At 72.6% G+C, this 21,857-nt stretch carries 28 protein-coding genes; 21 read left to right on the top strand and 7 right to left on the bottom strand.

Annotated features, from left to right (window positions below):
- Positions 1 to 14: 14 nt before the first annotated feature.
- On the bottom strand, positions 15 to 719 hold the full coding sequence (locus ACYVNR_RS04440) for a response regulator transcription factor (protein ID WP_458798795.1): 705 nt from the start codon (positions 717 to 719) through the stop codon (positions 15 to 17).
- 80 nt (positions 720 to 799) lie between these two features.
- Between ACYVNR_RS04440 and ACYVNR_RS04445 the strand changes: the two genes are divergently transcribed.
- Together ACYVNR_RS04445 and ACYVNR_RS04450 are read left to right on the top strand one after the other, a co-directional pair.
- Entirely contained in the window at positions 800 to 1,057 is a 258-nt protein-coding gene (locus ACYVNR_RS04445; protein WP_461046841.1) for a MoaD/ThiS family protein, read from the top strand.
- A gap of 6 nt (positions 1,058 to 1,063) precedes the next feature.
- Positions 1,064 to 1,876 carry a hypothetical protein gene (locus ACYVNR_RS04450; protein WP_045190941.1) on the top strand — a complete coding sequence of 271 codons (813 nt, stop codon included), beginning with the start codon at positions 1,064 to 1,066 and terminating at the stop codon, positions 1,874 to 1,876.
- Positions 1,877 to 1,889: 13 nt separating this feature from the next.
- Here the strand turns inward: ACYVNR_RS04450 and ACYVNR_RS04455 are convergent, their stop codons facing one another.
- Complete coding sequence (locus ACYVNR_RS04455) at positions 1,890 to 2,261, bottom strand: DsrE family protein (protein WP_461046843.1); 372 nt, start codon at positions 2,259 to 2,261, stop codon at positions 1,890 to 1,892.
- 23 nt (positions 2,262 to 2,284) lie between these two features.
- On the opposite strand from ACYVNR_RS04455, the gene ACYVNR_RS04460 reads away from it, so the two are divergent.
- The 9 genes from ACYVNR_RS04460 (at position 2,285) to ACYVNR_RS04500 (ending at position 8,781) form a co-directional block, all read left to right on the top strand.
- Positions 2,285 to 2,782, top strand: a complete 498-nt coding sequence (locus tag ACYVNR_RS04460; protein ID WP_461046845.1) for a heme-binding beta-barrel domain-containing protein — start codon at positions 2,285 to 2,287, stop codon at positions 2,780 to 2,782.
- 49 nt (positions 2,783 to 2,831) lie between these two features.
- On the top strand, positions 2,832 to 3,878 hold the full coding sequence (gene ygfZ, locus ACYVNR_RS04465; RefSeq protein WP_461046847.1) for a CAF17-like 4Fe-4S cluster assembly/insertion protein YgfZ: 1,047 nt from the start codon (positions 2,832 to 2,834) through the stop codon (positions 3,876 to 3,878).
- A gap of 35 nt (positions 3,879 to 3,913) precedes the next feature.
- Complete coding sequence (locus ACYVNR_RS04470; RefSeq protein WP_461046849.1) at positions 3,914 to 4,768, top strand: beta-keto acid cleavage family enzyme; 855 nt, start codon at positions 3,914 to 3,916, stop codon at positions 4,766 to 4,768.
- A 71-nt stretch (positions 4,769 to 4,839) separates the two neighbouring features.
- Complete coding sequence (locus ACYVNR_RS04475; RefSeq protein ID WP_461046851.1) at positions 4,840 to 5,268, top strand: helix-turn-helix domain-containing protein; 429 nt, start codon at positions 4,840 to 4,842, stop codon at positions 5,266 to 5,268.
- A gap of 44 nt (positions 5,269 to 5,312) precedes the next feature.
- The gene (locus ACYVNR_RS04480; protein WP_461046853.1) at positions 5,313 to 6,293 is read left to right on the top strand and encodes a hypothetical protein; all 981 of its coding nucleotides are present in this window, start codon (positions 5,313 to 5,315) and stop codon (positions 6,291 to 6,293) included.
- A 150-nt stretch (positions 6,294 to 6,443) separates the two neighbouring features.
- Positions 6,444 to 7,436: an asparaginase gene (locus tag ACYVNR_RS04485; protein ID WP_461046855.1), complete on the top strand. Its 993-nt coding sequence runs from the start codon at positions 6,444 to 6,446 to the stop codon at positions 7,434 to 7,436.
- A 10-nt stretch (positions 7,437 to 7,446) separates the two neighbouring features.
- The gene (gene dtd, locus ACYVNR_RS04490; RefSeq protein ID WP_461046857.1) at positions 7,447 to 7,872 is read left to right on the top strand and encodes a D-aminoacyl-tRNA deacylase; all 426 of its coding nucleotides are present in this window, start codon (positions 7,447 to 7,449) and stop codon (positions 7,870 to 7,872) included.
- A gap of 53 nt (positions 7,873 to 7,925) precedes the next feature.
- Entirely contained in the window at positions 7,926 to 8,240 is a 315-nt protein-coding gene (locus tag ACYVNR_RS04495; protein WP_045190931.1) for a DUF2516 family protein, read from the top strand.
- 82 nt (positions 8,241 to 8,322) lie between these two features.
- A complete protein-coding gene (locus ACYVNR_RS04500; protein WP_052677284.1) occupies positions 8,323 to 8,781 on the top strand; it encodes a phosphomannose isomerase type II C-terminal cupin domain in 459 nt (152 codons plus the stop codon).
- 123 nt (positions 8,782 to 8,904) lie between these two features.
- On the opposite strand, the gene ACYVNR_RS04505 is transcribed toward ACYVNR_RS04500, so the two are convergent.
- The gene (locus tag ACYVNR_RS04505) at positions 8,905 to 9,837 is read right to left on the bottom strand and encodes an MEDS domain-containing protein (protein WP_461046859.1); all 933 of its coding nucleotides are present in this window, start codon (positions 9,835 to 9,837) and stop codon (positions 8,905 to 8,907) included.
- A gap of 170 nt (positions 9,838 to 10,007) precedes the next feature.
- Positions 10,008 to 10,808, bottom strand: a complete 801-nt coding sequence (locus tag ACYVNR_RS04510) for a methyltransferase domain-containing protein (protein ID WP_458798784.1) — start codon at positions 10,806 to 10,808, stop codon at positions 10,008 to 10,010.
- A gap of 113 nt (positions 10,809 to 10,921) precedes the next feature.
- Between ACYVNR_RS04510 and mshA the strand changes: the two genes are divergently transcribed.
- From mshA to ACYVNR_RS04525, 3 genes are all read left to right on the top strand, one after another.
- Positions 10,922 to 12,241 carry a D-inositol-3-phosphate glycosyltransferase gene (mshA, locus tag ACYVNR_RS04515; RefSeq protein ID WP_461048281.1) on the top strand — a complete coding sequence of 440 codons (1,320 nt, stop codon included), beginning with the start codon at positions 10,922 to 10,924 and terminating at the stop codon, positions 12,239 to 12,241.
- Positions 12,242 to 12,318: 77 nt separating this feature from the next.
- Positions 12,319 to 12,795, top strand: a complete 477-nt coding sequence (locus ACYVNR_RS04520; protein WP_045191098.1) for a YbjN domain-containing protein — start codon at positions 12,319 to 12,321, stop codon at positions 12,793 to 12,795.
- A 24-nt stretch (positions 12,796 to 12,819) separates the two neighbouring features.
- Complete coding sequence (locus ACYVNR_RS04525; protein WP_045190928.1) at positions 12,820 to 13,563, top strand: phosphoglyceromutase; 744 nt, start codon at positions 12,820 to 12,822, stop codon at positions 13,561 to 13,563.
- A gap of 47 nt (positions 13,564 to 13,610) precedes the next feature.
- Here the strand turns inward: ACYVNR_RS04525 and ACYVNR_RS04530 are convergent, their stop codons facing one another.
- Complete coding sequence (locus ACYVNR_RS04530) at positions 13,611 to 14,561, bottom strand: type IV toxin-antitoxin system AbiEi family antitoxin domain-containing protein (RefSeq protein WP_461046862.1); 951 nt, start codon at positions 14,559 to 14,561, stop codon at positions 13,611 to 13,613.
- A gap of 153 nt (positions 14,562 to 14,714) precedes the next feature.
- Entirely contained in the window at positions 14,715 to 15,431 is a 717-nt protein-coding gene (gene phoU / locus ACYVNR_RS04535) for a phosphate signaling complex protein PhoU (protein WP_045190926.1), read from the bottom strand.
- Positions 15,432 to 15,747: 316 nt separating this feature from the next.
- Here phoU and ACYVNR_RS04540 point away from each other — a divergent pair, with 316 nt between their 5' ends.
- The gene (locus ACYVNR_RS04540; protein ID WP_461046864.1) at positions 15,748 to 17,082 is read left to right on the top strand and encodes a sensor histidine kinase; all 1,335 of its coding nucleotides are present in this window, start codon (positions 15,748 to 15,750) and stop codon (positions 17,080 to 17,082) included.
- Between the two features lie 56 nt (positions 17,083 to 17,138).
- On the top strand, positions 17,139 to 17,822 hold the full coding sequence (locus tag ACYVNR_RS04545) for a response regulator transcription factor (protein ID WP_045190924.1): 684 nt from the start codon (positions 17,139 to 17,141) through the stop codon (positions 17,820 to 17,822).
- A 113-nt stretch (positions 17,823 to 17,935) separates the two neighbouring features.
- Here ACYVNR_RS04545 and ACYVNR_RS04550 read toward each other — a convergent pair whose 3' ends face one another.
- Positions 17,936 to 18,457: a hypothetical protein gene (locus ACYVNR_RS04550; protein WP_045190923.1), complete on the bottom strand. Its 522-nt coding sequence runs from the start codon at positions 18,455 to 18,457 to the stop codon at positions 17,936 to 17,938.
- A gap of 329 nt (positions 18,458 to 18,786) precedes the next feature.
- On the opposite strand from ACYVNR_RS04550, the gene ACYVNR_RS04555 reads away from it, so the two are divergent.
- From ACYVNR_RS04555 to ACYVNR_RS04575, 5 genes are all read left to right on the top strand, one after another.
- The gene (locus ACYVNR_RS04555; protein WP_030199704.1) at positions 18,787 to 19,269 is read left to right on the top strand and encodes a CarD family transcriptional regulator; all 483 of its coding nucleotides are present in this window, start codon (positions 18,787 to 18,789) and stop codon (positions 19,267 to 19,269) included.
- Positions 19,270 to 19,283: 14 nt separating this feature from the next.
- Positions 19,284 to 19,985: a 2-C-methyl-D-erythritol 4-phosphate cytidylyltransferase gene (gene ispD, locus ACYVNR_RS04560; protein ID WP_045190922.1), complete on the top strand. Its 702-nt coding sequence runs from the start codon at positions 19,284 to 19,286 to the stop codon at positions 19,983 to 19,985.
- Between the two features lie 108 nt (positions 19,986 to 20,093).
- Complete coding sequence (locus ACYVNR_RS04565) at positions 20,094 to 20,891, top strand: SDR family oxidoreductase (protein WP_045191097.1); 798 nt, start codon at positions 20,094 to 20,096, stop codon at positions 20,889 to 20,891.
- Positions 20,888 to 21,403 (top strand): 2-C-methyl-D-erythritol 2,4-cyclodiphosphate synthase, encoded by a 516-nt coding sequence (ispF, locus tag ACYVNR_RS04570; RefSeq protein ID WP_045190921.1) that lies wholly within the window; start codon positions 20,888 to 20,890, stop codon positions 21,401 to 21,403. Before ACYVNR_RS04565 ends, ispF begins: the two co-directional genes overlap by 4 nt.
- A 71-nt stretch (positions 21,404 to 21,474) precedes the next feature.
- On the top strand, positions 21,475 to 21,840 hold the full coding sequence (locus tag ACYVNR_RS04575; protein WP_461046867.1) for a hypothetical protein: 366 nt from the start codon (positions 21,475 to 21,477) through the stop codon (positions 21,838 to 21,840).
- The last annotated feature ends 17 nt before the right edge of the window (positions 21,841 to 21,857 follow it).

Below are 21,857 nucleotides of genomic sequence, written 5' to 3' on the forward strand. Positions count from 1 at the left end.
CCGGCTCGACCGGTTCAGGCGTCGGCGGGCTGGGCTGCGGGAGCCTCGGGACGGTCGGGCACGAGCCGGTAGCCGACGTTGCGGACCGTGCCGATGAGGGCCTCGTGGTCGGGGCCGAGCTTGGCCCGCAGCCGCCGCACGTGCACGTCGACGGTGCGGGTGCCGCCGTAGTAGTCGTAGCCCCAGACCTCCTGCAACAGCTGGGCCCGGGTGAAGACCCGGCCGGGGTGCTGCGCGAGGTACTTGATGAGCTCGAACTCCTTGTAGGTGAGGTCGAGCGGGTGGCCGCGGAACTTCGCCGAGTAGCTCGCCTCGTCGATGACGAGGTCACCCGACGTGATCGGCATGTCGAGGTCGGCCTCGTCGTCCTGGCCCTTCGTCATCGCGAGGCGCAGCCGCGCGTCGACCTCGGCGGGCCCGGCGGAGTCGAGCAGCACGTCGTCGAGGCCCCACTCGGCCGTGAGGCCGGCGAGGCCGCCCTCCGTGAGGACGGCCAGCAGGGGGGTGCCGATCCCGGTGGTGCGCAGCACCCGGCACAGCGACCGGGCGCTCGCGAGCTCCCGTCGCGCGTCGACGATGACGACGTCGCAGTCGGGGGAGTCGACGAGCGCGGTGGCCTCGGCAGGCAGGATGCGCACCGTGTGGCTCAGCAGCCCGAGCGCGGGCAGCACCTCGGCGCTCGGGGCGAGCGCGTTGGTGAGCAGCAGCAGTCGGGCCATCTCATGCAGGATAGGCGAGACTGGTCACCGGGGGACGGGACCACACCAACGATGAGACACCTGCCATGAGACGGAGCGAGATGCCCACGACAGCGGCCGCGCCGACGGTCACCGTGCGCTACTGGGCGGCCGCGCGCGCGGCGACCGGCACCGACAGCGAGGAGCGCTCGGGCGCGACGGTCGGCGAGGTCGTCGACGCTGCCGTGCAGGCGCACCCGGACCTCGGGCGCGTGGCGAGGGTGGCGAGCTTCCTGCTCGACGGCCGCAAGGTCACCCGGGAGCAGGTCGTGGACTCGGGAGCCACCGTCGAGGTGCTGCCGCCGTTCGCCGGAGGGTGATGCACAATGGCCCCCGTGCCTGACGACGACGCAGCCCGCGCGGGAGCCCCCGAGGGGACGCTCCGCGTGCCGCTGTCGCCGGTCCGCGCCGACCGCATCCGCTGGTTCGGCGTCGTCGCGACGTTCGTGGCCGCCGTTGCGCTCCTCGTCGCCCAGGGCACGGGGTATGCCGCCACGCTGGGTGTCACCCTCGTGCTCGCTCTCGCCGTGGCGTGGGGCTGGCCGCTGTTGAGCGGCTCCTACACGCCGATGGCCACCACCGTGGCGCTCGGCGTCAGCTCGGTGGCGATCGTGCTGAGCGCCTTGCGCCAGGACCTGCTCTGGGTGCCCGCGGCCGTCGCGTTCGGCATCCTGCTCGCCTTCTTCGGCCAGCTCGTGCGCCGCACCGGCCGAGAGGGACTCGTGCTCACCCTGCTCTCGGCGTTCGGCGGACTCGCCGTCATCGCGTCGGGCACGACCGCCGTCGTCGCGGCCAACAGCGACCGCGGTCAGGCCGTCGCGGTCGTCGCCATGGCCGCCGTGGGTGCGGCCGTCGCGGTCGACCTGCTGCCGGGGGTCAAGGTGCTCGCGCCCTTCCTCGGCCTCGTGGCGCTCGCGGTGTCCGTCGTCGCCGCGCTCGTGGCGGCCAGCTTCTTCGACGAGGTCGCCGCCCTCGAGGCGCTCGGCATCGGCGCGGCCGTCGGCACGGTGTCGTGGTCGTTCCGGCGCGTGCTGTCGCTGCAGCCGGCGATGCTGACGCGCCGCGGCCAGGTCGGCTCCGGCGTCGGCTCGGTGCTCGTGGTCGGCGCCGTCGTGCACCTCTTCTCCGTCCTCACCTGAACCCGCGGGTGCGTCAGTAGACGAGGGCCTGGGCGCCCGGGGCCAGCGCCTCCTCGACGAAGACGGCCGCGCCCTTGATGACCGCGCCCTCGACGAGCTGGGCCTCGGTGAGCTCGCGCCGGGCCGCGCACTGCGTGCAGACGGTGAGCCGGCCGCCCGCGACGACGGCGTCGCGCAGCTCGGCGAGCGGGGCGGCATACGGCAGCTCGAACTCCTCCGCCCGCCCCGGAACGGCCATCCACGTCGACTCGCCGGTGAGCCACAGCGACACGTCGACCCCGCTCGCGACGGCGGTCGCGGCCACCGTGAAGGCCTGCGAGAGACGCTCCGGCGCCTCGGTTCCGGCGGTGACCTTGACGACGAGCGAGCGCGCGGGGGTGTCCATGGGATCAGGCTACGATCGGGCGCATGTTCAACCTCGACCAGGACATCCCGGAGCCGCTGCGTCCCCTCGCGTGGCTCATCGGACGCTGGGAGGGCGCCGGGGTCGTCGGCTACCCCACGATCGAGTCGGCGCACTTCGGTCAGGAGATCGAGGTGACCCACGACGGGCGGGGCTTCCTCACGTGGGAGAGCCGGGCCTGGATCCTCGACTCCGAGAACGGCGCCAAGGTGCGCCCGGCTGCCGTCGAGTCCGGCTTCTGGCGCCCCCTCGAGAACGGCGAGGTCGAGCTGCTGCTCGCCCACCCGACCGGCATCCTCGAGCTCTACTACGGCGAGATCCAGCCGGCCAAGGTGCAGCTCAAGACCGACGGCGTGCTGCGCGCGCCCGGTGCGAAGGAGTACAACGCGGCGACGCGCATGTACGGCCTCGTCGAGTCGCAGCTCATGTGGGTCATGGACATGGCGGCGGTCGGCCAGGAGATGCAGAGCCACGTGTCCGCCACGCTCAAGCGCGTCGAGTGACGTCGGTGGCCTTCGGAATGAGCCGTGTGCCGTCAGCGTTGCCCCGAGCATGAGCGACGTCGAACTGCCCACGCGTCCCACGACGGCCCCGAGCCCGCTGCTCGCGCGGCCGGGTGCGGTCGCGGGCGAAGGCCTCGAGGCGGGTGTCGCCCTGCACTACGGCGACCCGATGCGCGAGCAGCGCCTCCTCGAGGAGGGCCTGGCCGTGGTCGACTTGTCGCACCGCGACGTCGTCACCGTCACCGGGCCCGACCGCCTCAGCTGGCTGCACTCGCTCACCACCCAGCACCTGCTCGGCCTCGAGCCGCGCCAGTCGCGTGAGGCGCTGATCCTCTCACCCAAGGGCCACGTCGAGCACTCGCTCCACCTCGTCGACGACGGCGGGACGACGTGGGTCACGACCGAGCCCGGTGCGGGCGGCGCCCTCGTCGAATGGCTCGACCGGATGCGCTTCATGCTGCGCGTCGAGGTCGCCCTCGTCACCGACGCGTGGGCCGTGCTCGGCGAGCCGCACGCGAGCGAGTCCGCCGACGGCGAGCCCCTCGCGTGGCGCGACCCGTGGCCCGACCTCGTCGGCGACACGACGGCATACGGCCCCGTCGACGACCACCCGGGCACCGAGCGCTCGTGGCGCGAGGTGCTCGTGCCGCGCGCCGACCTCGTTGCCGCAGTGGGCGATCGACCCCTCGCCGGCCTGTGGGCGGCCGAGGCGCTGCGCATCGCCGCCTGGCGGCCACGGCTCGGGCTCGAGACCGACCACCGCACGATCGTCCACGAGGTCGACTGGCTGCGCACCGCCGTGCACCTGCACAAGGGCTGCTACCGGGGCCAGGAGACGGTGGCCCGCGTGCACAACCTCGGCCGGCCGCCGAGGCGCCTCGTCTTCCTCCACCTCGACGGCTCGGGCCACGTGCTGCCGGCGCGGGGGAGCGATGTGTATGCCGGAGACCGCGTCGTCGGCCACCTGACCTCGGTGGGTCGCCACCACGTCGACGGGCCGATCGCGCTTGCCGTGATCAAGCGCAACACCGACCCCACGCTCGACCTGCTCGTCGAGGGGCTCTCGGCGGCCCAGACGACGATCGTCGCCCCCTGACCGAGGCGCCCCCGGGCGCTGGCAGGATGTGCGGCATGAGCACCGCACGCACCGCCGCGAGCACCCTGATCACCGTCGCCCCCACGGGCGCCGAGACCGCCAAGGCCGACGTGCCGGCCCTGCCGACGACACCCGAGGAGCTCGTCGAGACGGCGATCGCCTGCGAGCAGGCCGGCGCGGCGCTCATCCACATCCACGTGCGCGACCGCGAGCACCAGCCGACCCTCGACGGCGCCTTCCTCAAGGAGGCGGTCGACGGCGTGCGCGAGGCGACCGACCTCATCGTGCAGCTCTCGACCGGCGGCGCCGTCACCGACCCGCTCGACCAGCGCCTCACGGTGCTCGACGCCGACCCCGACTCGTGCTCGCTCACGTGCGGCACGACGAACTTCGGCGACGGCGTCTTCCTCAACCCGTGGGGCTTCATGGTCGACCTCTACAAGCAGGCGCAGGAGCGCGAGGTCGTGCCGGAGTTCGAGCTGTTCGAGCTCGGCCACGTGCACGCGCTGCGCCGCCTCATCGACGAGTGCGGCCTGCCCTACGGCGGCAAGGTGCACGTCGACTTCGTCACCGGGGTGCCCGGGTCGATGCCCGGCACCCCGCAGGCCCTCATGGCCGGCGTCGCGATGCTGCCCGAGGAGGTCACGAGCTGGTCGGCCACCGGCATCGGCCGGGCGCACCTGCCGATCGTCGCCGCAGCCCTCTCCGCCGGCGGCCACCTGAGGGTCGGCATGGAGGACAACCTCATGTACGCCAAGGGTCGCCCGGTCGAGCACAACCGCGAGCTCGTGGCGCGCGCGGCGCAGATCGCCGAGGTCATGCAGCGCCCGGCCATGACGACCACGGAGGCCCGGGCGATGCTCGCCATCAAGGACCGCCGGACCCGCTGACGCGAGAGTGTGGGGCGGCTCACGCTGCCCAGAGTTTGCATTCTGCTTGCTTTAGTTAGCACAATGGAGGCATGAGCAAGCTTCCGCTACCCGACCTGGGGGCCTACCTGCGCGAGCAGCGCGAGGGTGCCCACCTGTCGCTGCGCCAGCTTGCCGAGATGGCCGGCATCTCCAACCCCTACCTGTCGCAGATCGAGCGAGGGCTGAAGCGCCCGAGCGCCGAGATCCTGCAGCAGATCGCCAAGGGGCTGCAGGTCTCTGCCGAGTCGCTCTACGTCCGGGCCGGCATCCTCGACGAGCGGGTCGTCGACCACGACCCTGCCGCCCGCCCCGACGTCCTCTCCGCCATCGCGGCAGACCCGGTCCTCACCGACCGGCAGCGCGCGGTGCTCGTCGACATCTACCTGTCGTTCGTCGGCGAGGACGAGACGTCAGCACCCCAGACCCCTCGCAAGAAGCCGGCAGCCCGCCGGCGCCCCGCGTCGCAGCAGCGTCGCTGACGCGACCCCCGAGCTCAACGAGTCCATCCACAAGGAGAACTGACATGGCTCTCAGCAAGAAGATCAGCAAGGCCGTCAAGGACGCCCAGAAGCAGGCCGAGGCCGCCGTGGCCGACGTGCGCGGCCAGCTCGGCCAGATCGACGGCAAGCTGCCGGAGGTCGCGGTCGACCCGACGCCGTTCTACGCCGTCGTCGGCGCCGCCAACATCGCCATCGACACCGTGCGCTCGGCGAGCGAGCAGCTCGACGCGGCCCGCAAGCAGGCCAAGCAGGTCGACCTGCGCAAGGGTGCCAAGAAGGAGGCGGACCAGCTGCAGAAGGAGCTCCAGAAGCGCATCGTCGACCTCCAGGGCCGCACCATCGAGCTGCAGAAGCTGGCCACGAAGTACGCCGACCGCTTCGTCACGCAGGCACAGGACTTCCCGGCCCGCGTCCTCAACGAGGGCCTCGTCATCGCGAGCAACGCCAAGGACCAGTACGACGCCGCGGCTGCCCGCGGCGAGAAGGTCGTCACCGACCTGCGCGCCCAGGGTGAGCGCACCGCCTTCGGTCTCGCCGAGCGCGGCACCGCCACGGTGACCCGCGGCCGCCGCGTCGCCGAGACGGCCGTCAGCGAGGGCGAGAAGGTCGCCCAGAGCCTGATGGACGTCGTCGTCAAGGACGCCTCGAAGGTCGGCGCGCAGGTCGAGAAGTCGGCCGAGGCCGTCGAGGCCGCCGCTGCCCCGGTGGAGCCGAAGCGCACCGCCGCCCACGAGAAGGCGATCCGCAGCTCCTCCGCCAAGAAGGCTGCCGCCACGCGCAAGGCCGACGAGGTCGAGGCCACGACGACCCGCAAGGTCGCCGCCCGCTCCTCGGCCACGACCGACGACCCGAAGGCCACGGCGGCCCGCAAGACCGCCCCGGCCAAGCGCGCCGCCAAGAAGACGGCGAAGAAGGCGACGACCACCGCCACCGCCGCCACCAAGAGCGCCGCGAAGAAGGCCACGCCCGCCAAGAAGACCGCCGCCACCTCCACGGAGTCCTGAGCACCGGTCGACGCCACGGCGTCCCCTCCGCACGAGGCCGTCACCCACCGGGGTGGCGGCCTCGTCGCATCCGCGGCCCGCCGCGTCACGAACGGCGCACCCGCGACCTCGCCGCAGGCACCTGCGGCACGCTCCGGCATACTGCGGGGCGTGTCGGAACACGCAGCCACCACGTCCACCCCCGTCAGCGCGGCACTCTCGGCAGCGCCGGTCGTCGCCCACGTCGTGCGAGCCGGTTTCGTCGAGTCGGTGCACCACGGCACCGCCGTCGTCACGGCTCCCGACGGCTCCGTCGAGCTGGAGATCGGCGACGCGAGCGGGCCCGTCTTCCCCCGCAGCTCGAGCAAGCCCATCCAGGCGCTCGCCATGGTGCGCCACGGCCTCGACACCGATGGCCGGCTGCTCTCGCTCGCCTGCGCGAGCCACTCCGGCGAGCAGTTCCACGTCGATGCGGCGCGCGAGATACTCGCCGGCGCGGGCCTGGCCGAGACCGACCTGCAGAACACGCCCGACTACCCCTACGACGACGCCGCGCGCATCGCCTGGATCGCCGAGGGCAAGCCCAAGCAGTCGATCGTGCAGAACTGCTCGGGCAAGCACGCCTCGATGCTCGCGACCTGCGTCGCCAACGGCTGGGACCTCGAGACCTACCGCGACCCGTCGCACCCGCTGCAGGTCGCCGTCGCCGACACGGTGCGCGAGCTCACCGGCGCCGAGCCGGCGGCCGTCGCCGTCGACGGCTGCGGGGCTCCGATCCATGCCGTTCCGCTGAGCGCGCTGGCGCGGGCGTTCGGCCGCATCGCGTCGGCCACCGAGGGCGCCGAGGCGAAGATCGCCCGGGCCGTCCGCGACTTCCCCGAGTACCTCGGCGGCACCCACCGCGACGTCACCACGCTCATCCGCGGCGTCGACGGCCTGGTCGCCAAGGACGGCGCCGAGGCCGTCTACGCCGTCGGTCTGCGCGACGGGCGCGGCATCGCCGTCAAGGTCGCAGACGGCACGTCGCGGGCACGGAGCGTCGTGCTCGCCGCCGTGCTGCGCCGCATCGGCGTCGGCAGCGACGAGGTGCTCTCGGTGCTGGAGCACGCGCCGGTGCTGGGCCACGGCCAGCCCGTCGGGGCCGTCGTCGCCGTCGGCATCTGAGGCCGGTCCGGTGCGGGCGGTCCTCCAGCGCGTCACGAGCGCGCGCGTCGAGGTCGACGGCGAGGTCGTCGGCGCCATCGACCGCGCCGGGCTGCTCGCCCTCGTGGGCGTGACCCACGACGACGGGCCCGTCCACGTCGAGCGGATGGCTCGCAAGATCTCAGAGCTGCGCATCCTGCGCGACGAGCAGAGCCTCGTCGACGCCGGGGCACCGGTACTCGTCGTCAGCCAGTTCACGCTCTACGCCGACACCCGCAAGGGTCGCCGGCCGTCGTGGAGCGCGGCAGCCCCCGGCCCGGTGGCCCAGCCGCTGGTCGCCGCGCTCGTCGACGCACTGCGTGCCCGGGGCGTCGAGGTCGAGCAGGGACGCTTCGGCGCGATGATGGAGGTCTCGCTGGTCAACGACGGTCCGGTCACCCTCGTGATCGACGCGTAGCCGCGTCTGGGAGAACGCTGGGAGCTCTCAGCGGCGCAGGTTACGCTTCGTCCATGCAGCTGTACTCGGGGTTCCAGAACGTCGTCCTCCTCGTGCTCGGGGCGGTCGCGCTCGGCTGTGAGGTCTTCGCGTTCGTCGACGCCCTGCGCCACCCCGACAAGGCCTACGTCGCCGCCGGCAAGCGCACGCGCACGTTCTGGCTCGCCATCCTCGGCGTGGCGCTCGCCATCGGTTTCGTCACCCTCTTCAACCCGCTCAGCCTCTTCGGCCTGCTCGCGTTCGTGGGCGCGGCCGTCTACCTCGCCGACGTCCGCCCCGCCCTGCGCCAGGTGCGCGGCATCGGCGGCCGGTCCAGCGGGGGCTGGTGAACACCGGTCGTCGTTCCGGCGTCCGGTTCGGGTGGGCCGTCCCGGTAGGGCACACTGGGCACTCACCGACGATGGGGGAACCATGACCGACCAGCACCGGGCTGGCAGCGTCTCCGCGCTCGACCCGCACCAGCACGAGCACGAGCTGGGGCCGACGCACACGCCCGACGACTACGACCTCGGCGACCGCAACCCCGCCGACGACATCTTCGTGGCCGAGCGACCCTGGGGTCAGTTCCAGCAGTTCGTCTCCAACGAGCAGGTCACGGTCAAGATCATCACGGTCCAGCCGGGCCACCGGCTCTCGCTCCAGCGCCACGACCACCGAGGCGAGATGTGGCAGGTGCTCGACGTGCCGATCGACGTCACCGTCGGCGACCGGTCGTGGAGCGCGCAGCCCGGCGAGACCGTGTGGGTGCCGCGCAACTCGATCCACCGCATGGGCAACTCGGGAGACCGCCCCGGACGCCTGCTCGAGGTCGGCTTCGGCCACTTCGACGAGGCCGACATCGAGCGCCTCGAGGACGACTACGTCCGCTGACGCGGGTCCACGAGCAACAGACCACGTATGCCGCCGGGCTGGGCCCGGCGGCAAACGCATGCTCGGGGCCCCTCCCGCGCGCAGACCGTCCACAGCCTGAAGCGGCGATCCTCGACCTGCGGGTCAGCCGGCGCGGGTGCTGGTCGGACGCGCCGTCAACTCTGCCCAGACCACCTTGCCGCCCGGCAGGGGGCTGGATCCCCACCGCTCGGCCAGCGCCTCGACGATGTGCGCACCGCGGCCGCTCACGTCGTCGATGGTGATCTCGCGCCGCTCCAGCGGGGTCTCCGTGGTGTCCTCGACGCCGACCCGCAGCCTTCCGCGACGCTGGTCGACGACGGCGCGGAACGGCGAGTCGGCATGGCGCAGGGCGTTCGTCGCGAGCTCGGAGACGATGAGCGCAGCGTCGGGAGCGAGCTCGCCGTGACCCCAGGACCGGAGCACGTCGACGACGAAGTGCCGTGCCGCCGGGACCGACTCGGGGATGGGCAGGTAGACGCGCGAACAGGCGTGGCCCGCCTCCACGATACCGCCCTCCTCCCAGACGGCGCTCGGCGGCAGCAGGTCGGTGTGCAGCTCGCAGACCCGGCGCACGTCGACGAGCTCGGCGTGCTCGAACGCGCCGGTGGGGTAGGCGCACAGCAGCGTGAAGTCGTGCGCGCGCAGCAGCTGGTTCCACAGCAGCTCGAGCTCGATCGCAGGCTCGACCAGGCCGTTCTGCCAGAGCTGCGACACCATCTCGCCGAAGGCCCGGATCGGGACCCCGGCGGACGAGGCCTGCGCGATGACCTCGTTGGCCCGGAGGAGGAAGCGGTCGGGGTCGATGCGCCCGTCGAGCATGATCTGCTGCAGCGTCGACTCGGCGTCGAGAGCGAGGTAGCGGCCGTGCTCGGAGCGGGCGGCCGGGTCGTAGCCGCGCTGCGCGAGCAGCTCGGCGACGGCGTGGCGGTGCTGCTCGGTGGCCACGACGACGACGCACTCGTCGCGGTCCCACCCGTCCGCGACGAATCGCGCGACGGCGTCGATACCCTCACTGTCGAGTGCGTAGAAACTCACTGCATGGCCTCGCCCCCAGGCGGTCATGCCGTCGAGCGACATGGTGCCGATGCTACGCCGACGACGGGCGGGCAGGTCGAGTGTTTCGCCTGTGACTTCGCCGGAAGTCGCGCCAGCCGGTTCGAGGTGATGGCGCGTCACCCGTGACGCGCCATCACCTCGAACGAGGGTCAACGGGTGGTCGGTGCCACGGCGGACCAGTCGACGGTCACCTCACCCAGCCGCCACCGCGACGGCCCGTCGAGCAGTGGCCAGCGCGCGCGCACGTCCTCGCACATGGCGAGGAAGCGCTGGCGGGCACCCCACGAGGACTGCGGAGCGCTCCGGGCCCACGCGCCGTCGAGGTCGTCGAGGAAGGCGTGCACGGGCTCGCCCGGCACGTTGCGGTGGATCAACGACTTGGGCAGCCGCTCGGCGACGTCGGAGGGCCGCTCGAGCCCTCCCATCCGCAGCGAGATGGTCAGGCTGAGCGGCCCGGAGGCGTCGACGGCCACCCAGGCGGCACGCCTGCCGATCTCGTCGCACGTCCCGTCGACGAGCAGACCGTCGGGGGCCAGGCGGTCCTGCACCATCGCCCACGCGTCGGCGACCTCGTGCTCGGCGTACTGGCGCAGCACGTTGAAGGCGCGCACGACCGTGGGGCGCGTTCCGTCGTCGAGCGGCACCTCGAAGCCGCCGAGCCGGAACGTCAGCCCGTCACGCTCGAGTGGCCGTCCGGCGGCGACGCGCTCCGGGTCGATCTCGATGCCGACCACCTGCACGTCGGGACGCACCTGTCGCAGCCGGTCGTGCAGCTCGACGGCGGTGATGGGCGAGGCGCCGTAGCCGAGGTCGACGACGACCGGCGGGGTGGGGGAGCGGCGCAGTCGCCACCCCTGCGGCCCGGCGATCCACCGGTCGCAGCGGCGCAGCCGGTTCGGGTTGGTCGTCCCGCGCGTGATGGTCCCCACGGGGCGTGCTGGGCGGGCCACGCCCGCAGCCTAGCCACCCCCGGTCGATGTATCGGCGCGGCCCTGAGGCCGCCGGAATACATCGAATCGGTGGTGTGGTTGAGTCGGGGAGAGCACGTGTGCACGACGAAGGGATGCCGACGGTGGCCGATCCGAGACGGGTGGCGATGATCAGCGTCCACACCTCACCGCTCGAGCAGCCGGGCACGGGCGACGCGGGCGGCCTCAACGTCTACGTGGCCGAGACCGCGAGGGAGCTCGCCGCACGCGGCGTCGAGGTCGACATCTTCACCCGGCGCACCACGGGCGAGACCCCGGTCGAGGTCGAGCTCACGCCCGGGGTGACGGTGCGCCACGTGACCTCGGGGCCCTACGAGGGGCTCGCCAAGGAGGACCTCCCCGGCCAGCTGTGCGCCTTCTCGGCCGGCATCATGCAGGCAGGGCTGTCGGTGCCCGAGGACCACTACGACCTCGTCCACTCGCACTACTGGCTCTCGGGCCAGGTGGGGTGGCTCGCCGCCGACCGCTGGCGCGTCGCGCTCGTCCACACGATGCACACCATGGCCCGCGTCAAGAACCTCCACCTCGCCGAGGGCGACCGCCCCGAGCCGCGCGGCCGCGAGATCGGTGAGGTCCAGGTCGTCGAGGCCGCCGACCGGCTCATCGCCAACACCGACGACGAGGCCCGCGAGCTCGTCGAGCTGTATGCCGCGCCGCCGGCGAAGGTGTCGGTCGTCCCGCCCGGCGTCGACCTGTCGACCTTCACCCCCGGTGACCGGCTCGCCGCGCGCCGCGAGCTCGGGCTGCCCGTCGACGGACAACTGCTCCTCTTCGTCGGGCGCATCCAGCCGCTCAAGGCGCCCGACGTGCTGCTGCGCGTGGCCGACGAGCTGCTGCGCCGCGACCCGTCACGCCGCGAGCACCTCACCGTCGCCGTGCTCGGCGGGCCCAGCGGCAGCGGCCTGACGCGTCCGCACGAGCTCGAGGAGCTGTCGCTCACGCTCGGCATCGACGACGTCGTCCGCTTCGTGCGCCCGGTCGGCCGGCCCGTGCTCGCGCAGTGGTACCGCGCCGCCGACCTCGTGCTCGTGCCCAGCTACTCCGAGTCGTTCGGGCTCGTCGCCATCGAGGCCCAGGCGTGCGGCACCCCCGTTGTCGCGGCCCGCGTGGGTGGGCTGCCCACCGCCGTCGGCGACGCGGGCGTGCTGGTCGACGGCCACGGCATCCCCGACTGGACCGACGCCGTCGAGTCGCTGCTGCACGACGACCGCCGGCGCCTCGAGCTCGGTGACGCCGCAGTCCGTCACGCCGCCCAGTTCGGCTGGGCGGCCACGACCGACCGGCTGCTCGACGTCTACCGCCAGGCGATCCGCGAGCGCGCCACCGGGTCGGCCGAGTCGCCCATCGACGAGGGGCAGAGTCTCGTCGGCGTGCCCACGGCGGTGATCCCGTGAGCGCCCCCAGCAACGGCAGCAACGGCAGCCGCCCCGACGCGGCCCGTCGCGGACCGGGCCCCGACGCCGAGGCCCGCCTGACGGCATACCTCGGCTCGGTCGGGCTCGAGTGGGAGCTCGGCGGGCGGCCGGGGGAGTACGTCGTGACCCTGCCCGGCGAGAAGAAGCTCAAGACGGTCCTCTCGGTGCTGGTGCGCGACCGCACGACGAGCCTCAGCGCCTTCGTCATCCGCAACCCCGACGAGAACCACGAGGCGTTCTACCGCACCCTGCTCCGCAAGAACCTGCGGCTGCAGGGGGTGGCGTACGCCATCGACAACGACGGGGACGTCTACCTGCGCGGCGAGGTGCCGACGGTCGCGCTCGACGCCGAACACCTCGACCAGCTCTTCGGCATCGTGCTCGCCGCGAGTGACGACGTCTTCAACGAGCTGCTCGCGCTCGGCTTCCTCGGGTCGATGAAGAAGGAGTGGGCGTGGCGCGTCTCGCGCGGCGAGTCGACCCGCAACCTCGACGCGTTCCGTCACCTGCTGGACGACGGCTCGGGCGCCTGACCGGCCGTCGCTAGGCTGGCCGCCATGACCTACACGCTCGTCCTCGTCCGCCACGGCGAAAGCGAATGGAACGCCAAGAACCTCTTCACCGGGTGGGTCGACGTCGACCTCACCGACAAGGGCCGGGCCGAGGCCGTGCGGGCCGGCCAGCAGCTCAGGGACGCCGGCATCCTGCCCGACATCGTGCACACGTCGGTGCAGCGCCGGGCCATCAACACCGCCAACCTCTCGCTCGACGCCGCCGACCGCCACTGGATCCCGGTCAAGCGCGACTGGCGCCTCAACGAGCGCCACTACGGCGCGCTCCAGGGCAAGGACAAGAAGCAGACCCTCGCCGAGTTCGGTGAGGAGCAGTTCATGCTGTGGCGTCGCTCCTACGACGTGCCGCCGCCGCCCATCGACCCCGACGACGAGTACGCCCAGACGAACGACCCGCGCTACGCCGGGCTCGGCGCCGCGATGCCGTCGACCGAGTGCCTCAAGGACGTCGTCACCCGTCTCGTGCCCTACTGGGAGAACGAGATCCAGACCGACCTCGCCGACGGGCTGACCGTGCTCGTCGCCGCGCACGGCAACTCGCTGCGGGCCCTGGTCAAGACGCTCGACGGCATCTCCGACGAGGACATCGCGGGCCTCAACATCCCCACGGGTATGCCGCTCGTCTACGAGCTCGACGAGCAGTTCCGTCCCGTCACCCGGGGTGGGCGCTACCTCGACCCCGAGGCCGCCAAGGCTGCGGCCGAGGCCGTCGCCAACCAGGGTCGCTGACCCGCACCACGTCCGGCCCGTGGAGGGTTGACGCTGCCCTGGCGACGTCAACCCTCCACACCCCGACCCACCGGGCAGGCCCGGCGTCGGCAGCGGCGGGCTGACCCCCGCCATCCGCGGCCGCGGAAGATCGCCTCGAGCTCCAGCGCGGTCTCGCACGGCGTCACGGCGACGTCGCTCCAGTAGACCCGGACCGTCAGCCAGCGGCCGGCCGCGTTGCGACGGTCGCGACGGCCGTCCCGCTGCTGGTTCGCCCAGCCGGCATGCCCGAGCCGCCCGTCCACCTCGACCTTGACCCGCAGGTCCGGGTAGTCGTTGTCGCACCGGGTGCCGCCGGGCCCGTCGGCCTGGCGCACCGAGGCCGGCAGCCCGTGGGCCTGCTCCACGTCGCGCGTGAAGCGACGCTCGGCCGGGCTCTCGGTGCCGGCGGCGACATCGGCGAGAACCTCGAGCAGCAGCGTGCGGTGCGACTGGTTCGGCCGCTGAGCCAGGGCGAGGCGCAGGTTGCGCACGGTCGTCCGATGCGTCCCCACGGCCTTGGCCACGAGAGCCACGGCGCGGTCGAGCGGCTGGCCCTGCGCGAGGTCGAACACCGTGTGGTCGATGCCGATCCGATGTGGCCAGGCCCGCTCGTCGGTGCGTTCGTAGGCGTGGCGGCTGCGGCTGACGACGATGCCTGGGGTCGTCTCGGGCCGGCGGTCGACCGGGACGACCAGGTGCACGTCGCTCCCCGGCTGTGGCACGAGCCCCCAGAGCAACCCCGCGCTCGGCCCGCAGAGGGCTGACGGGATGCCGACCCGCAGCAGCGCGGCGAGCGCCCGGGCGTGCCAGTCGTCACGACCGGGCGCCGTGGAGTAGACCCCGCGCTGCACCTGGACCCACCGACCGGACTCGACCTTCCAGCGGATCGCCGCGTCGGTCAGACCCGACTCGAGTGCCTGGGCGCGGGTGACGAGCCCGAGCTGCGAGCCGGCGACGGCGCGGAGGTCTCGGCGCATGGGTCGAGCCTGCCGCGGTCGACCGGGTGGCCGGGCGCGCTGTCCCCAGGCACCCGGCATACGGCATACGGCACGGCAGACGGCACGGCATACGCGTGGAGGGTTGACGCTGCCCTGGCAACGTCAACCCTCCTCGGGACGGGCGCGGTCTGGTCAGGCGTGCCTGTCGTGCTCGATGGACTCGAGCACGTCGGCGTCCTCGGCGTCCTCGTGGTCGTAGCTGACCTCGGAGTCGTACTCACCCGTGACGAGGTAGACGACCCGGCGGGCCACCGAGACGGCGTGGTCGGCGAACCGCTCGTAGTAGCGGCCGACCAGCGTCAGGTCGAGGAGCGCGCTGCGCGACCAGCTCGTGTTCTCGTCGAGCAGGGCGGCGAAGAGCTGCCGGTGCAGCTCGTCCATCGCGTCGTCGTCCTTCTCCAGGGTGATGGCGGCGGCGACGTCCTTGCTGGCGATGATCGATCCGCACTTGGCGACGATGGCCTCGGCGACCTGTCCCATCTGCAGGATGTGCGAGCGCAGCTCGGGGGGCACCGCGGAGTCGGGCGTGCGCAGGCGGGCGACCTTGGCGACGTGGCGCGCGAGGTCGCCCATCCGCTCGAGGTCCGAGCTCATGTGCATCGCCGTGACGACGATGCGCAGGTCGGTCGCGACCGGCTGCTGGCGGGCGAGCAGGTCGATGGACATCTCGTCGAGCTCGATGCGGATGTCGTCGAGCTTGCGGTCGGCCTCGATGACCGACTCGGCGAGATGGACGTCGGCGTCGAGGAGCGCGGTCGTGGCGCGGGAGATGGCGGACCCGGCGAGGCGGGTCAGCTCGACGAGCTGGTCCGAGATCGTGTCGAGGTCCTCGTGGAACTGGTCGCGCATGGTCTTCCTGTCAGTTGCCGGTCGTGCCGATGGTGCCGATGGCGGCAGTCGCGCCGTCGTGGCTTTCAGTCGCTGGTCATAGTGGTTCTGGTGCGGGCGCGGCGCTGGTCCGTGTCTGGCTTCGTCGTCCTCCAGCCTGCCACCACGCGGGCCCGCGGGAGGCACACCGCGCGGCGAGACACCAGCCCCGCTGGTGCAGAGGCTCGCAGGGCTTCGTGAATGCGTGGGGACGCTCAGGTGAACACTGGGTTCGTGCCGCGCACGACGCGTACGTGCATGGTCTGAGCGTGCCCGACGGATGCGTACGCTGAGTGTCGTGGACCCGACGACCGCGGCAACGCTCGGTGGCATCGCCGGCCTCGCCCTGGGCGGCCTGGCGATGGTCGCCGTGCGCCTGTCGGACCGGTCCACCGCGGCCGACGACCCGGCGCCGCCCGACCCGCCGCTGCCCCCGGGCGTCGGTGAGGTCATCGCGGTCCTGCGCTCGAGCGGCATCGTCGTCGACTCCTCCGACCGCGTCGTCAACAACTCGCCGGCCGCCGTGGCCCAGGGCCTCGTCCGCGGCCAGGAGCTCGTCCACCCGGAGCTGCTGCACCTCGCCCGAGCGGTCCGGCGCGACGGCGTCATCCGTGAGGCCGAGATGGTGCTGCGCAAGGGTCTCGGCGACGGCCGCCTCGTGGTCGCGGCCCGCGTGGCGCCCCTCCGCGGCGACCACGTGCTGCTGCTCGTCGAGGACCGGTCGAAGGCGGCGCGCGTCGAGGAGATCCGCCGCGACTTCCTCGCCAACGTCAGCCACGAGCTGAAGACACCGGTGGGCGGCATCTCGCTGCTCGCCGAGGCCGTGCTCGACGCGCACGACGACCCCGAGGCCGTCGCCCGCTTCGCCAAGCGCATCAGCGTCGAGTCCACGCGCCTCACGCGCCTCGTCAAGGAGATCGTCGAGCTGTCGCGCCTGCAGGGTGCCGACGTCGTCAAGGACCCCGCCATCATCGACGTCGGCGCGTGCGCGCGTGACGCCGCCGACCGCAGCCGCCTGCTCGCCGAGGAGAGCCGGATCGAGCTCGCCGCTGCGGTCGACGAGGGCTGCGAGGTCTGGGGCGACGCCGAGCTCATCACGACAGCCATCAGCAACCTCATCGGCAACGCGATCGCATACTCCGAGAACGGCACCCGCGTGGGCGTCAAGGTGCGCCGCGGCAGGCCCGGAGTCGTCGAGGTCTCGGTCACCGACCAGGGCCTCGGCATCCCGGCCGACGAGCAGCAGCGCATCTTCGAGCGCTTCTACCGCGTCGACACGGCCCGCTCGCGCGCGACCGGTGGCACGGGCCTGGGCCTGGCCATCGTCAAGCACGTGGCCGACAACCACGGCGGCAACGTGTCGGTGTGGTCGGAGGTCGGCCGCGGCTCGACGTTCACCATCGAGCTGCCGGCCGCCAACGCGTCGGCCTCCATCCAGCCCGCCGCCGAGCCCGCGCCCGCCCCTCCCTCCACAGACCCACCCGGGGCGTATGCCGCCGGGCCGGTCGCCGCACCGACGGCACCTGCGCCCTCGGCCGGCTCCGAAGCCGCCACGAGAGCCGAGTCCGACGCCGAGACCGATGCCGAGACCGACGCGCGCCGGGCCGGCTCCGGACCGACCGTCAACGCCTGAACCCTCGAACCCGACCCACCCCGCCGGCCAGCCCGCCTGACCCTGAGAGGCCCGTCTTGAGTCGCATCCTGATCGTCGAGGACGAGGTGTCGTTCTCCGACCCGCTGTCCTACCTGCTCAAGAAGGAGGGCTACGACGTCGCCGTGGCCGAGACCGGCCCCGACGGGCTGGCGGAGTTCGACAAGAACGGCGCCGACCTCGTGCTGCTCGACCTCATGCTCCCCGGCCTCTCGGGCGTGGACGTGTGCCGGGCCCTGCGGCAGCGCTCCTCGGTGCCCGTCATCATGCTGACCGCCAAGGACAGCGAGATCGACAAGGTCGTGGGGCTCGAGATCGGCGCCGACGACTACGTCACCAAGCCCTACTCGAGCCGCGAGCTGCTGGCGCGGGTCAAGGCGGTGCTGCGGCGCCTGGCCGAGCCGGAGGACCTGCTGCCCTCGACGCTCGAGTCGGGCCCGGTGCGCATGGACGTCGAGCGCCACACCGTGAGCGTCGACGGGCGGTCGGCGTCGCTGCCGCTCAAGGAGTTCGAGCTGCTCGAGATGCTGCTGCGCAACTCGGGCCGGGTGCTCACCCGGATGCAGCTGATCGACCGGGTGTGGGGCAGCGACTACGTCGGCGACACCAAGACCCTCGACGTCCACGTCAAGCGCCTGAGGGCCAAGATCGAGCCCGACCCGAGCAACCCGGTGCACATCGTCACCGTGCGTGGGCTCGGCTACAAGTTCGAGGCGAGCTGAACCGGACGACCTGACGCACGAGGAGCGGCCCACCGTGCGGTGGGCCGCTCCTCGCGTACCTGCTGGGCTGCTGCTCGCAGGCGCAGGCGCAGGCGCAGGCCGGGTGGGTGTGGTCAGGCGCCGGTCGGCGCCGGCGTGACCGTGGCGTAGTAGCCGGTGGCCGGCAGGACGGGGACCTTGACGACCGCGGTGCCGCCCGTGCTCGACGTGACCGTGACCGGGACGACGCCGCCGGGCTTCGCCGTGACGCCGGTCAGCTGCAGGCCCTTGCTGGCCAGGCTGACCTGCTCGCGGGGGCGGAGCTGCACCTCGGAGCCGGTGGGCTGCGTCGTCGCGTTCGGGTCGGCCTGGGCGGCGATCTGGACCGTCATCTCCTGCTGGCCGAGGTTGACGGCCGAGCCCGAGATGACGACGGTGCCCTTGCCGTCGCCGATCAGCACGAGGTCGCGCACGGCGAGCTGGCCCACGTCGGCGGGCACGCCGTCGGCCGGGACGTACTGGACGTCGGTCTGCACGGGGGAGTTGACCTGGCAGCCGGCAGTCACGGCGGCGAGGGCCACGCCGGCCAGCACCGTCGACACCCGACGGGTGGACGGGCGACGCGCGGGGGCCTGGGCGAGGATTCGACGCTTCACGGGCGACAGCCTACCGGCGGCCGCGTCGGGAGCGTCGTGCACCCGCCGCGAGGTGCCCCTCGGGCGCCGGCGACCGCACCGGAGGGTGGGTTCGGGTGTCCCGGAGCCGACCGGACGGCCGCCGTGGGGCCGTCGTGGGGCCGTCGTGGGGCCGCCGGAAGGCCGTGGCGAGGGCCGCTCGATGCACGCCAAAGGGCTCTCTGTCAAGACGTCCGGCATGACGTCCTGGGGCCGGACTGTGGCTCTGACCTGCGATGATGCCGGTTCCTCAAATCGCGATGGGCGCTGGATCGTGATAATCTGGAGGTCGCGAAAGGGGAAAACAGCAGATGGTTTTCAAGGTCGGCGAGACGGTCGTGTACCCCCACCACGGGGCTGCACTCATCGAAGAGATCAACACACGCACGATCAAGGGAGAGGACAAGCTCTACCTCAAGCTCAAGGTCGCTCAGGGTGACCTGACGATCGAAGTGCCAGCCGAGAACTGCGACCTCGTGGGCGTTCGTGACGTCGTGGGTCAGGAGGGTCTGGACCGCGTGTTCGAGGTGCTGCGCACCCCGCACACGGAGGAGCCGACCAACTGGTCGCGCCGCTACAAGGCGAACCTCGAGAAGCTCGCGTCGGGTGACGTCATCAAGGTCGCCGAGGTCGTGCGCGACCTGTGGCGTCGTGACCAGGACCGCGGCCTGTCCGCCGGTGAGAAGCGGATGCTCGCCAAGGCCCGCCAGATCCTCGTCTCCGAGCTCGCGCTCGCGGAGAAGACCGACGAGGAGAAGGCCGAGACCATCCTCGACGAGGTCCTCGCGTCCTGAGCAGCTCACACCACATGACCGGAGCCGGTCGCGTCGGCGTCATCGTCGTCGCGGCCGGCTCCGGTTCACGTCTGGGGGCCTCGGTCCCGAAGGCGTTCGTGCCCCTCGCCGGGGTGCCCCTCCTCGGGCACGCCCTGCGGGGGGTTCTTGCGTGCGCGGCCGTCTCCGAGGTCGTGCTCGTCGTCCCCGCGTCCCACGTCGAGAGCGCGCAGGCGATCGCCGAGGCCGTATGCCGTGAGGTCGGGCCGGCGGGCGCCGTGACGGTCGTCGTGGGTGGCGCCGAGCGGGGCGACTCGGTGGCGTCCGGGCTCGGTGCCTTGTCAGCGGGCGTCGAGGTCGTGCTCGTGCACGACGCGGCACGGTGCCTCACCCCGGTCGAGGTCTTCGACCGGGTCGTGGCTGCGGTCACGGCGGGGGCCGTTGCCGTCGTACCGGGCACGGCGGTCGTCGACACGGTCAAGCAGGTGGACGTCGAGGGTCTGGTCGTCGCGACGCCCGATCGCTCGTCGTTGCGGGCAGTCCAGACGCCCCAGGGCTTCCGCCGCGACGTGCTCGTGCGCGCCCACGCAGCGTCGAGCGACGCGACCGACGACGCCGGGCTCGTCGAGCGGCTCGGTGAGCCAGTGCTCGTCGTCGAGGGTGACGCTCGCGCGTTCAAGGTGACGACGCCGGCCGACCTCGAGACAGCCGCGCGCCTGCTCGCCGAGAGCACCTGACCCGAACGCTCCCGTTCGACGTGTCGCGCGGTCACGCGCGACCGTGCACAACATCCCACGGGGGAGTTGCCTATCCTCGGCAGCGTGACCGAGCAGATGACCGTGCAGATGACCGAGCAGACGGCTGACCAGTCCCGACCCCTCGCCCTCGTCACCGGTGGCGGCACCGGTATCGGCGCGGCCATCGCGCGCCGCCTTGCCGGTGACGGCTTCGAGGTCGTCGTCGCCGGCCGCCGGCGCGAGAAGCTCGACGAGGTCGTCGCCGCCGTCGAGGGCGCAGGCGGACACGCGCGGGCGGTCGTCATGGACGTCACCGACGCGGCATCCGTCGAGAGCGGCGTCGCGGGCCTCGGCCGCTGCGACGTGCTCGTCAACAATGCCGGCGGCGCCCTCGGCGTGAACCGCGTCGAGGACGGCGACCCCGACGAGTGGGAGCGCATGTACTCCAGCAACGTCGTCGGGACGCTGCGTGTCACGCAGGCCGTGCTGCCGCTGCTGCGGCAGTCGGCTCGCGCCACGATCGTCGACATCAGCTCGATCGCGGGCGAGCGCGTCTACGAGGGCGGAGCCGGCTACGTCGCGGCCAAGCACGGCACGTCGGTGGTCTCCGAGACCCTCCGGCTCGAGCTCAACGGCGAGAACATCCGCGTCATCGACATCCGCCCCGGAATGGTGCGCACCGAGGAGTTCTCCCTCACCCGGCTGCACGGCGACCGGGCCGCTGCCGACAAGGTCTACGAGGGCGTCGACCGGCCCCTCGTCGCCGACGACGTGGCCGAGTGCGTCGGCTTCGTCGTGGGGCTGCCGCAGCACGTCAACATCGACACCATGGTGATCAAGCCGGTCGCCCAGGCCGCGCCGCACAAGGTGCACCGCGGGCCCATCGACTGGAAGCAGGACCGATGACCACGCTGCCGCGCGTCGGCGTCGGGGTGGACGTCCACGCGTACGCCCCGGAGGGTTCCGACCGCGAGCTGTGGGTGGCCGGGCTGCACTGGCCGGGCGAGCGTGGCCTCGACGGGCACTCCGACGCAGACGTCGCCGCGCACGCAGCGTGCGACGCGATCTTCTCCGCCGCGGCGATCGGTGACCTCGGCGCCCACTTCGGCACCGCCCGGCCCGAGCTCGCAGGCGCGTCCGGCGTGACGCTGCTCGCCGAGGCGGCCCGGCTCGTGCGGGAGGCCGGCTACGAGATCGGCAACATCGCCGTGCAGGTCGTCGGCAACAGGCCGAAGATCGGCACGCGTCGGGGTGAGGCCGAGGCCGCGCTGTCGGAGGCCGCCGGCGCCCCGGTGTCGGTGAGCGGCACCACTACCGACGGCCTAGGGCTCACCGGCAGAGGCGAGGGGGTCGCGGCGATCGCGACCGCCCTCGTCGTCGCCGTGGACCAGGCGTCCTCGACGACGGGCGGCGCTTGACGGCGGCCGCGGCGGGTACGCCCACGGTGTAGGGCGACGCATCGGCGCGTGGCCCGCCGAGGAGGTCCGGCATGCGAGTCAGCACCATCATCTGGATCGTCGTGGCGATCGTCGTCGTTCTCGCCGTCATCGGCTTCGTCGCCGCTCGCGGCCGGGGCCACCGAGTCGAGGCGCAGCGCGAACGGGCCGCCGACATCCGCGAGCAGGCCCGCGAACACGACCAAGAGCTGCGCGAGCAAGAGGCCGCCGCCACCGAGGCCCAAGCCCGGTCGCAGATGGCCCGCGCCCAGGCACAGCGTGCTGAGGTCGAGGCCGAGCGGCTGGAGGCCGAGGCGCGCGACCGGAGCGGTGGCGCGGAGGAGTCGCGTCGGGAGCGAGACGAGCGGCTGCGCGAGGCCGACCGGCACGACCCGACGCGCGAGGACCTCGGTCGCTGACCCACGACGAAGGGAAC

The sequence above is a fragment of the Terrabacter koreensis genome (assembly GCF_054783315.1).

Bases quoted from the DNA above. Each gene is read 5' to 3' on its own strand.
- ispD (WP_045190922.1), top strand. From the start codon at position 19,284: ATGACCGGAGCCGGTCGCGTCGGCGTCATCGTCGTCGCGGCCGGCTCC.
- ACYVNR_RS04450 (WP_045190941.1), top strand. From the start codon at position 1,064: ATGGCCCCCGTGCCTGACGACGACGCAGCCCGCGCGGGAGCCCCCGAG.
- ACYVNR_RS04460 (WP_461046845.1), top strand. From the start codon at position 2,285: ATGTTCAACCTCGACCAGGACATCCCGGAGCCGCTGCGTCCCCTCGCG.
- ygfZ (WP_461046847.1), top strand. From the start codon at position 2,832: ATGAGCGACGTCGAACTGCCCACGCGTCCCACGACGGCCCCGAGCCCG.
- ACYVNR_RS04495 (WP_045190931.1), top strand. From the start codon at position 7,926: ATGCAGCTGTACTCGGGGTTCCAGAACGTCGTCCTCCTCGTGCTCGGG.
- ACYVNR_RS04565 (WP_045191097.1), top strand. From the start codon at position 20,094: ATGACCGAGCAGACGGCTGACCAGTCCCGACCCCTCGCCCTCGTCACC.
- mshA (WP_461048281.1), top strand. From the start codon at position 10,922: ATGCCGACGGTGGCCGATCCGAGACGGGTGGCGATGATCAGCGTCCAC.
- ACYVNR_RS04525 (WP_045190928.1), top strand. From the start codon at position 12,820: ATGACCTACACGCTCGTCCTCGTCCGCCACGGCGAAAGCGAATGGAAC.
- ispF (WP_045190921.1), top strand. From the start codon at position 20,888: ATGACCACGCTGCCGCGCGTCGGCGTCGGGGTGGACGTCCACGCGTAC.
- ACYVNR_RS04445 (WP_461046841.1), top strand. From the start codon at position 800: ATGCCCACGACAGCGGCCGCGCCGACGGTCACCGTGCGCTACTGGGCG.
- ACYVNR_RS04475 (WP_461046851.1), top strand. From the start codon at position 4,840: ATGAGCAAGCTTCCGCTACCCGACCTGGGGGCCTACCTGCGCGAGCAG.
- ACYVNR_RS04455 (WP_461046843.1), bottom strand. From the start codon at position 2,261: ATGGACACCCCCGCGCGCTCGCTCGTCGTCAAGGTCACCGCCGGAACC.
- phoU (WP_045190926.1), bottom strand. From the start codon at position 15,431: ATGCGCGACCAGTTCCACGAGGACCTCGACACGATCTCGGACCAGCTC.
- ACYVNR_RS04440 (WP_458798795.1), bottom strand. From the start codon at position 719: ATGGCCCGACTGCTGCTGCTCACCAACGCGCTCGCCCCGAGCGCCGAG.
- ACYVNR_RS04555 (WP_030199704.1), top strand. From the start codon at position 18,787: ATGGTTTTCAAGGTCGGCGAGACGGTCGTGTACCCCCACCACGGGGCT.
- ACYVNR_RS04530 (WP_461046862.1), bottom strand. From the start codon at position 14,561: ATGCGCCGAGACCTCCGCGCCGTCGCCGGCTCGCAGCTCGGGCTCGTC.
- ACYVNR_RS04575 (WP_461046867.1), top strand. From the start codon at position 21,475: ATGCGAGTCAGCACCATCATCTGGATCGTCGTGGCGATCGTCGTCGTT.
- ACYVNR_RS04480 (WP_461046853.1), top strand. From the start codon at position 5,313: ATGGCTCTCAGCAAGAAGATCAGCAAGGCCGTCAAGGACGCCCAGAAG.
- ACYVNR_RS04470 (WP_461046849.1), top strand. From the start codon at position 3,914: ATGAGCACCGCACGCACCGCCGCGAGCACCCTGATCACCGTCGCCCCC.
- ACYVNR_RS04500 (WP_052677284.1), top strand. From the start codon at position 8,323: ATGACCGACCAGCACCGGGCTGGCAGCGTCTCCGCGCTCGACCCGCAC.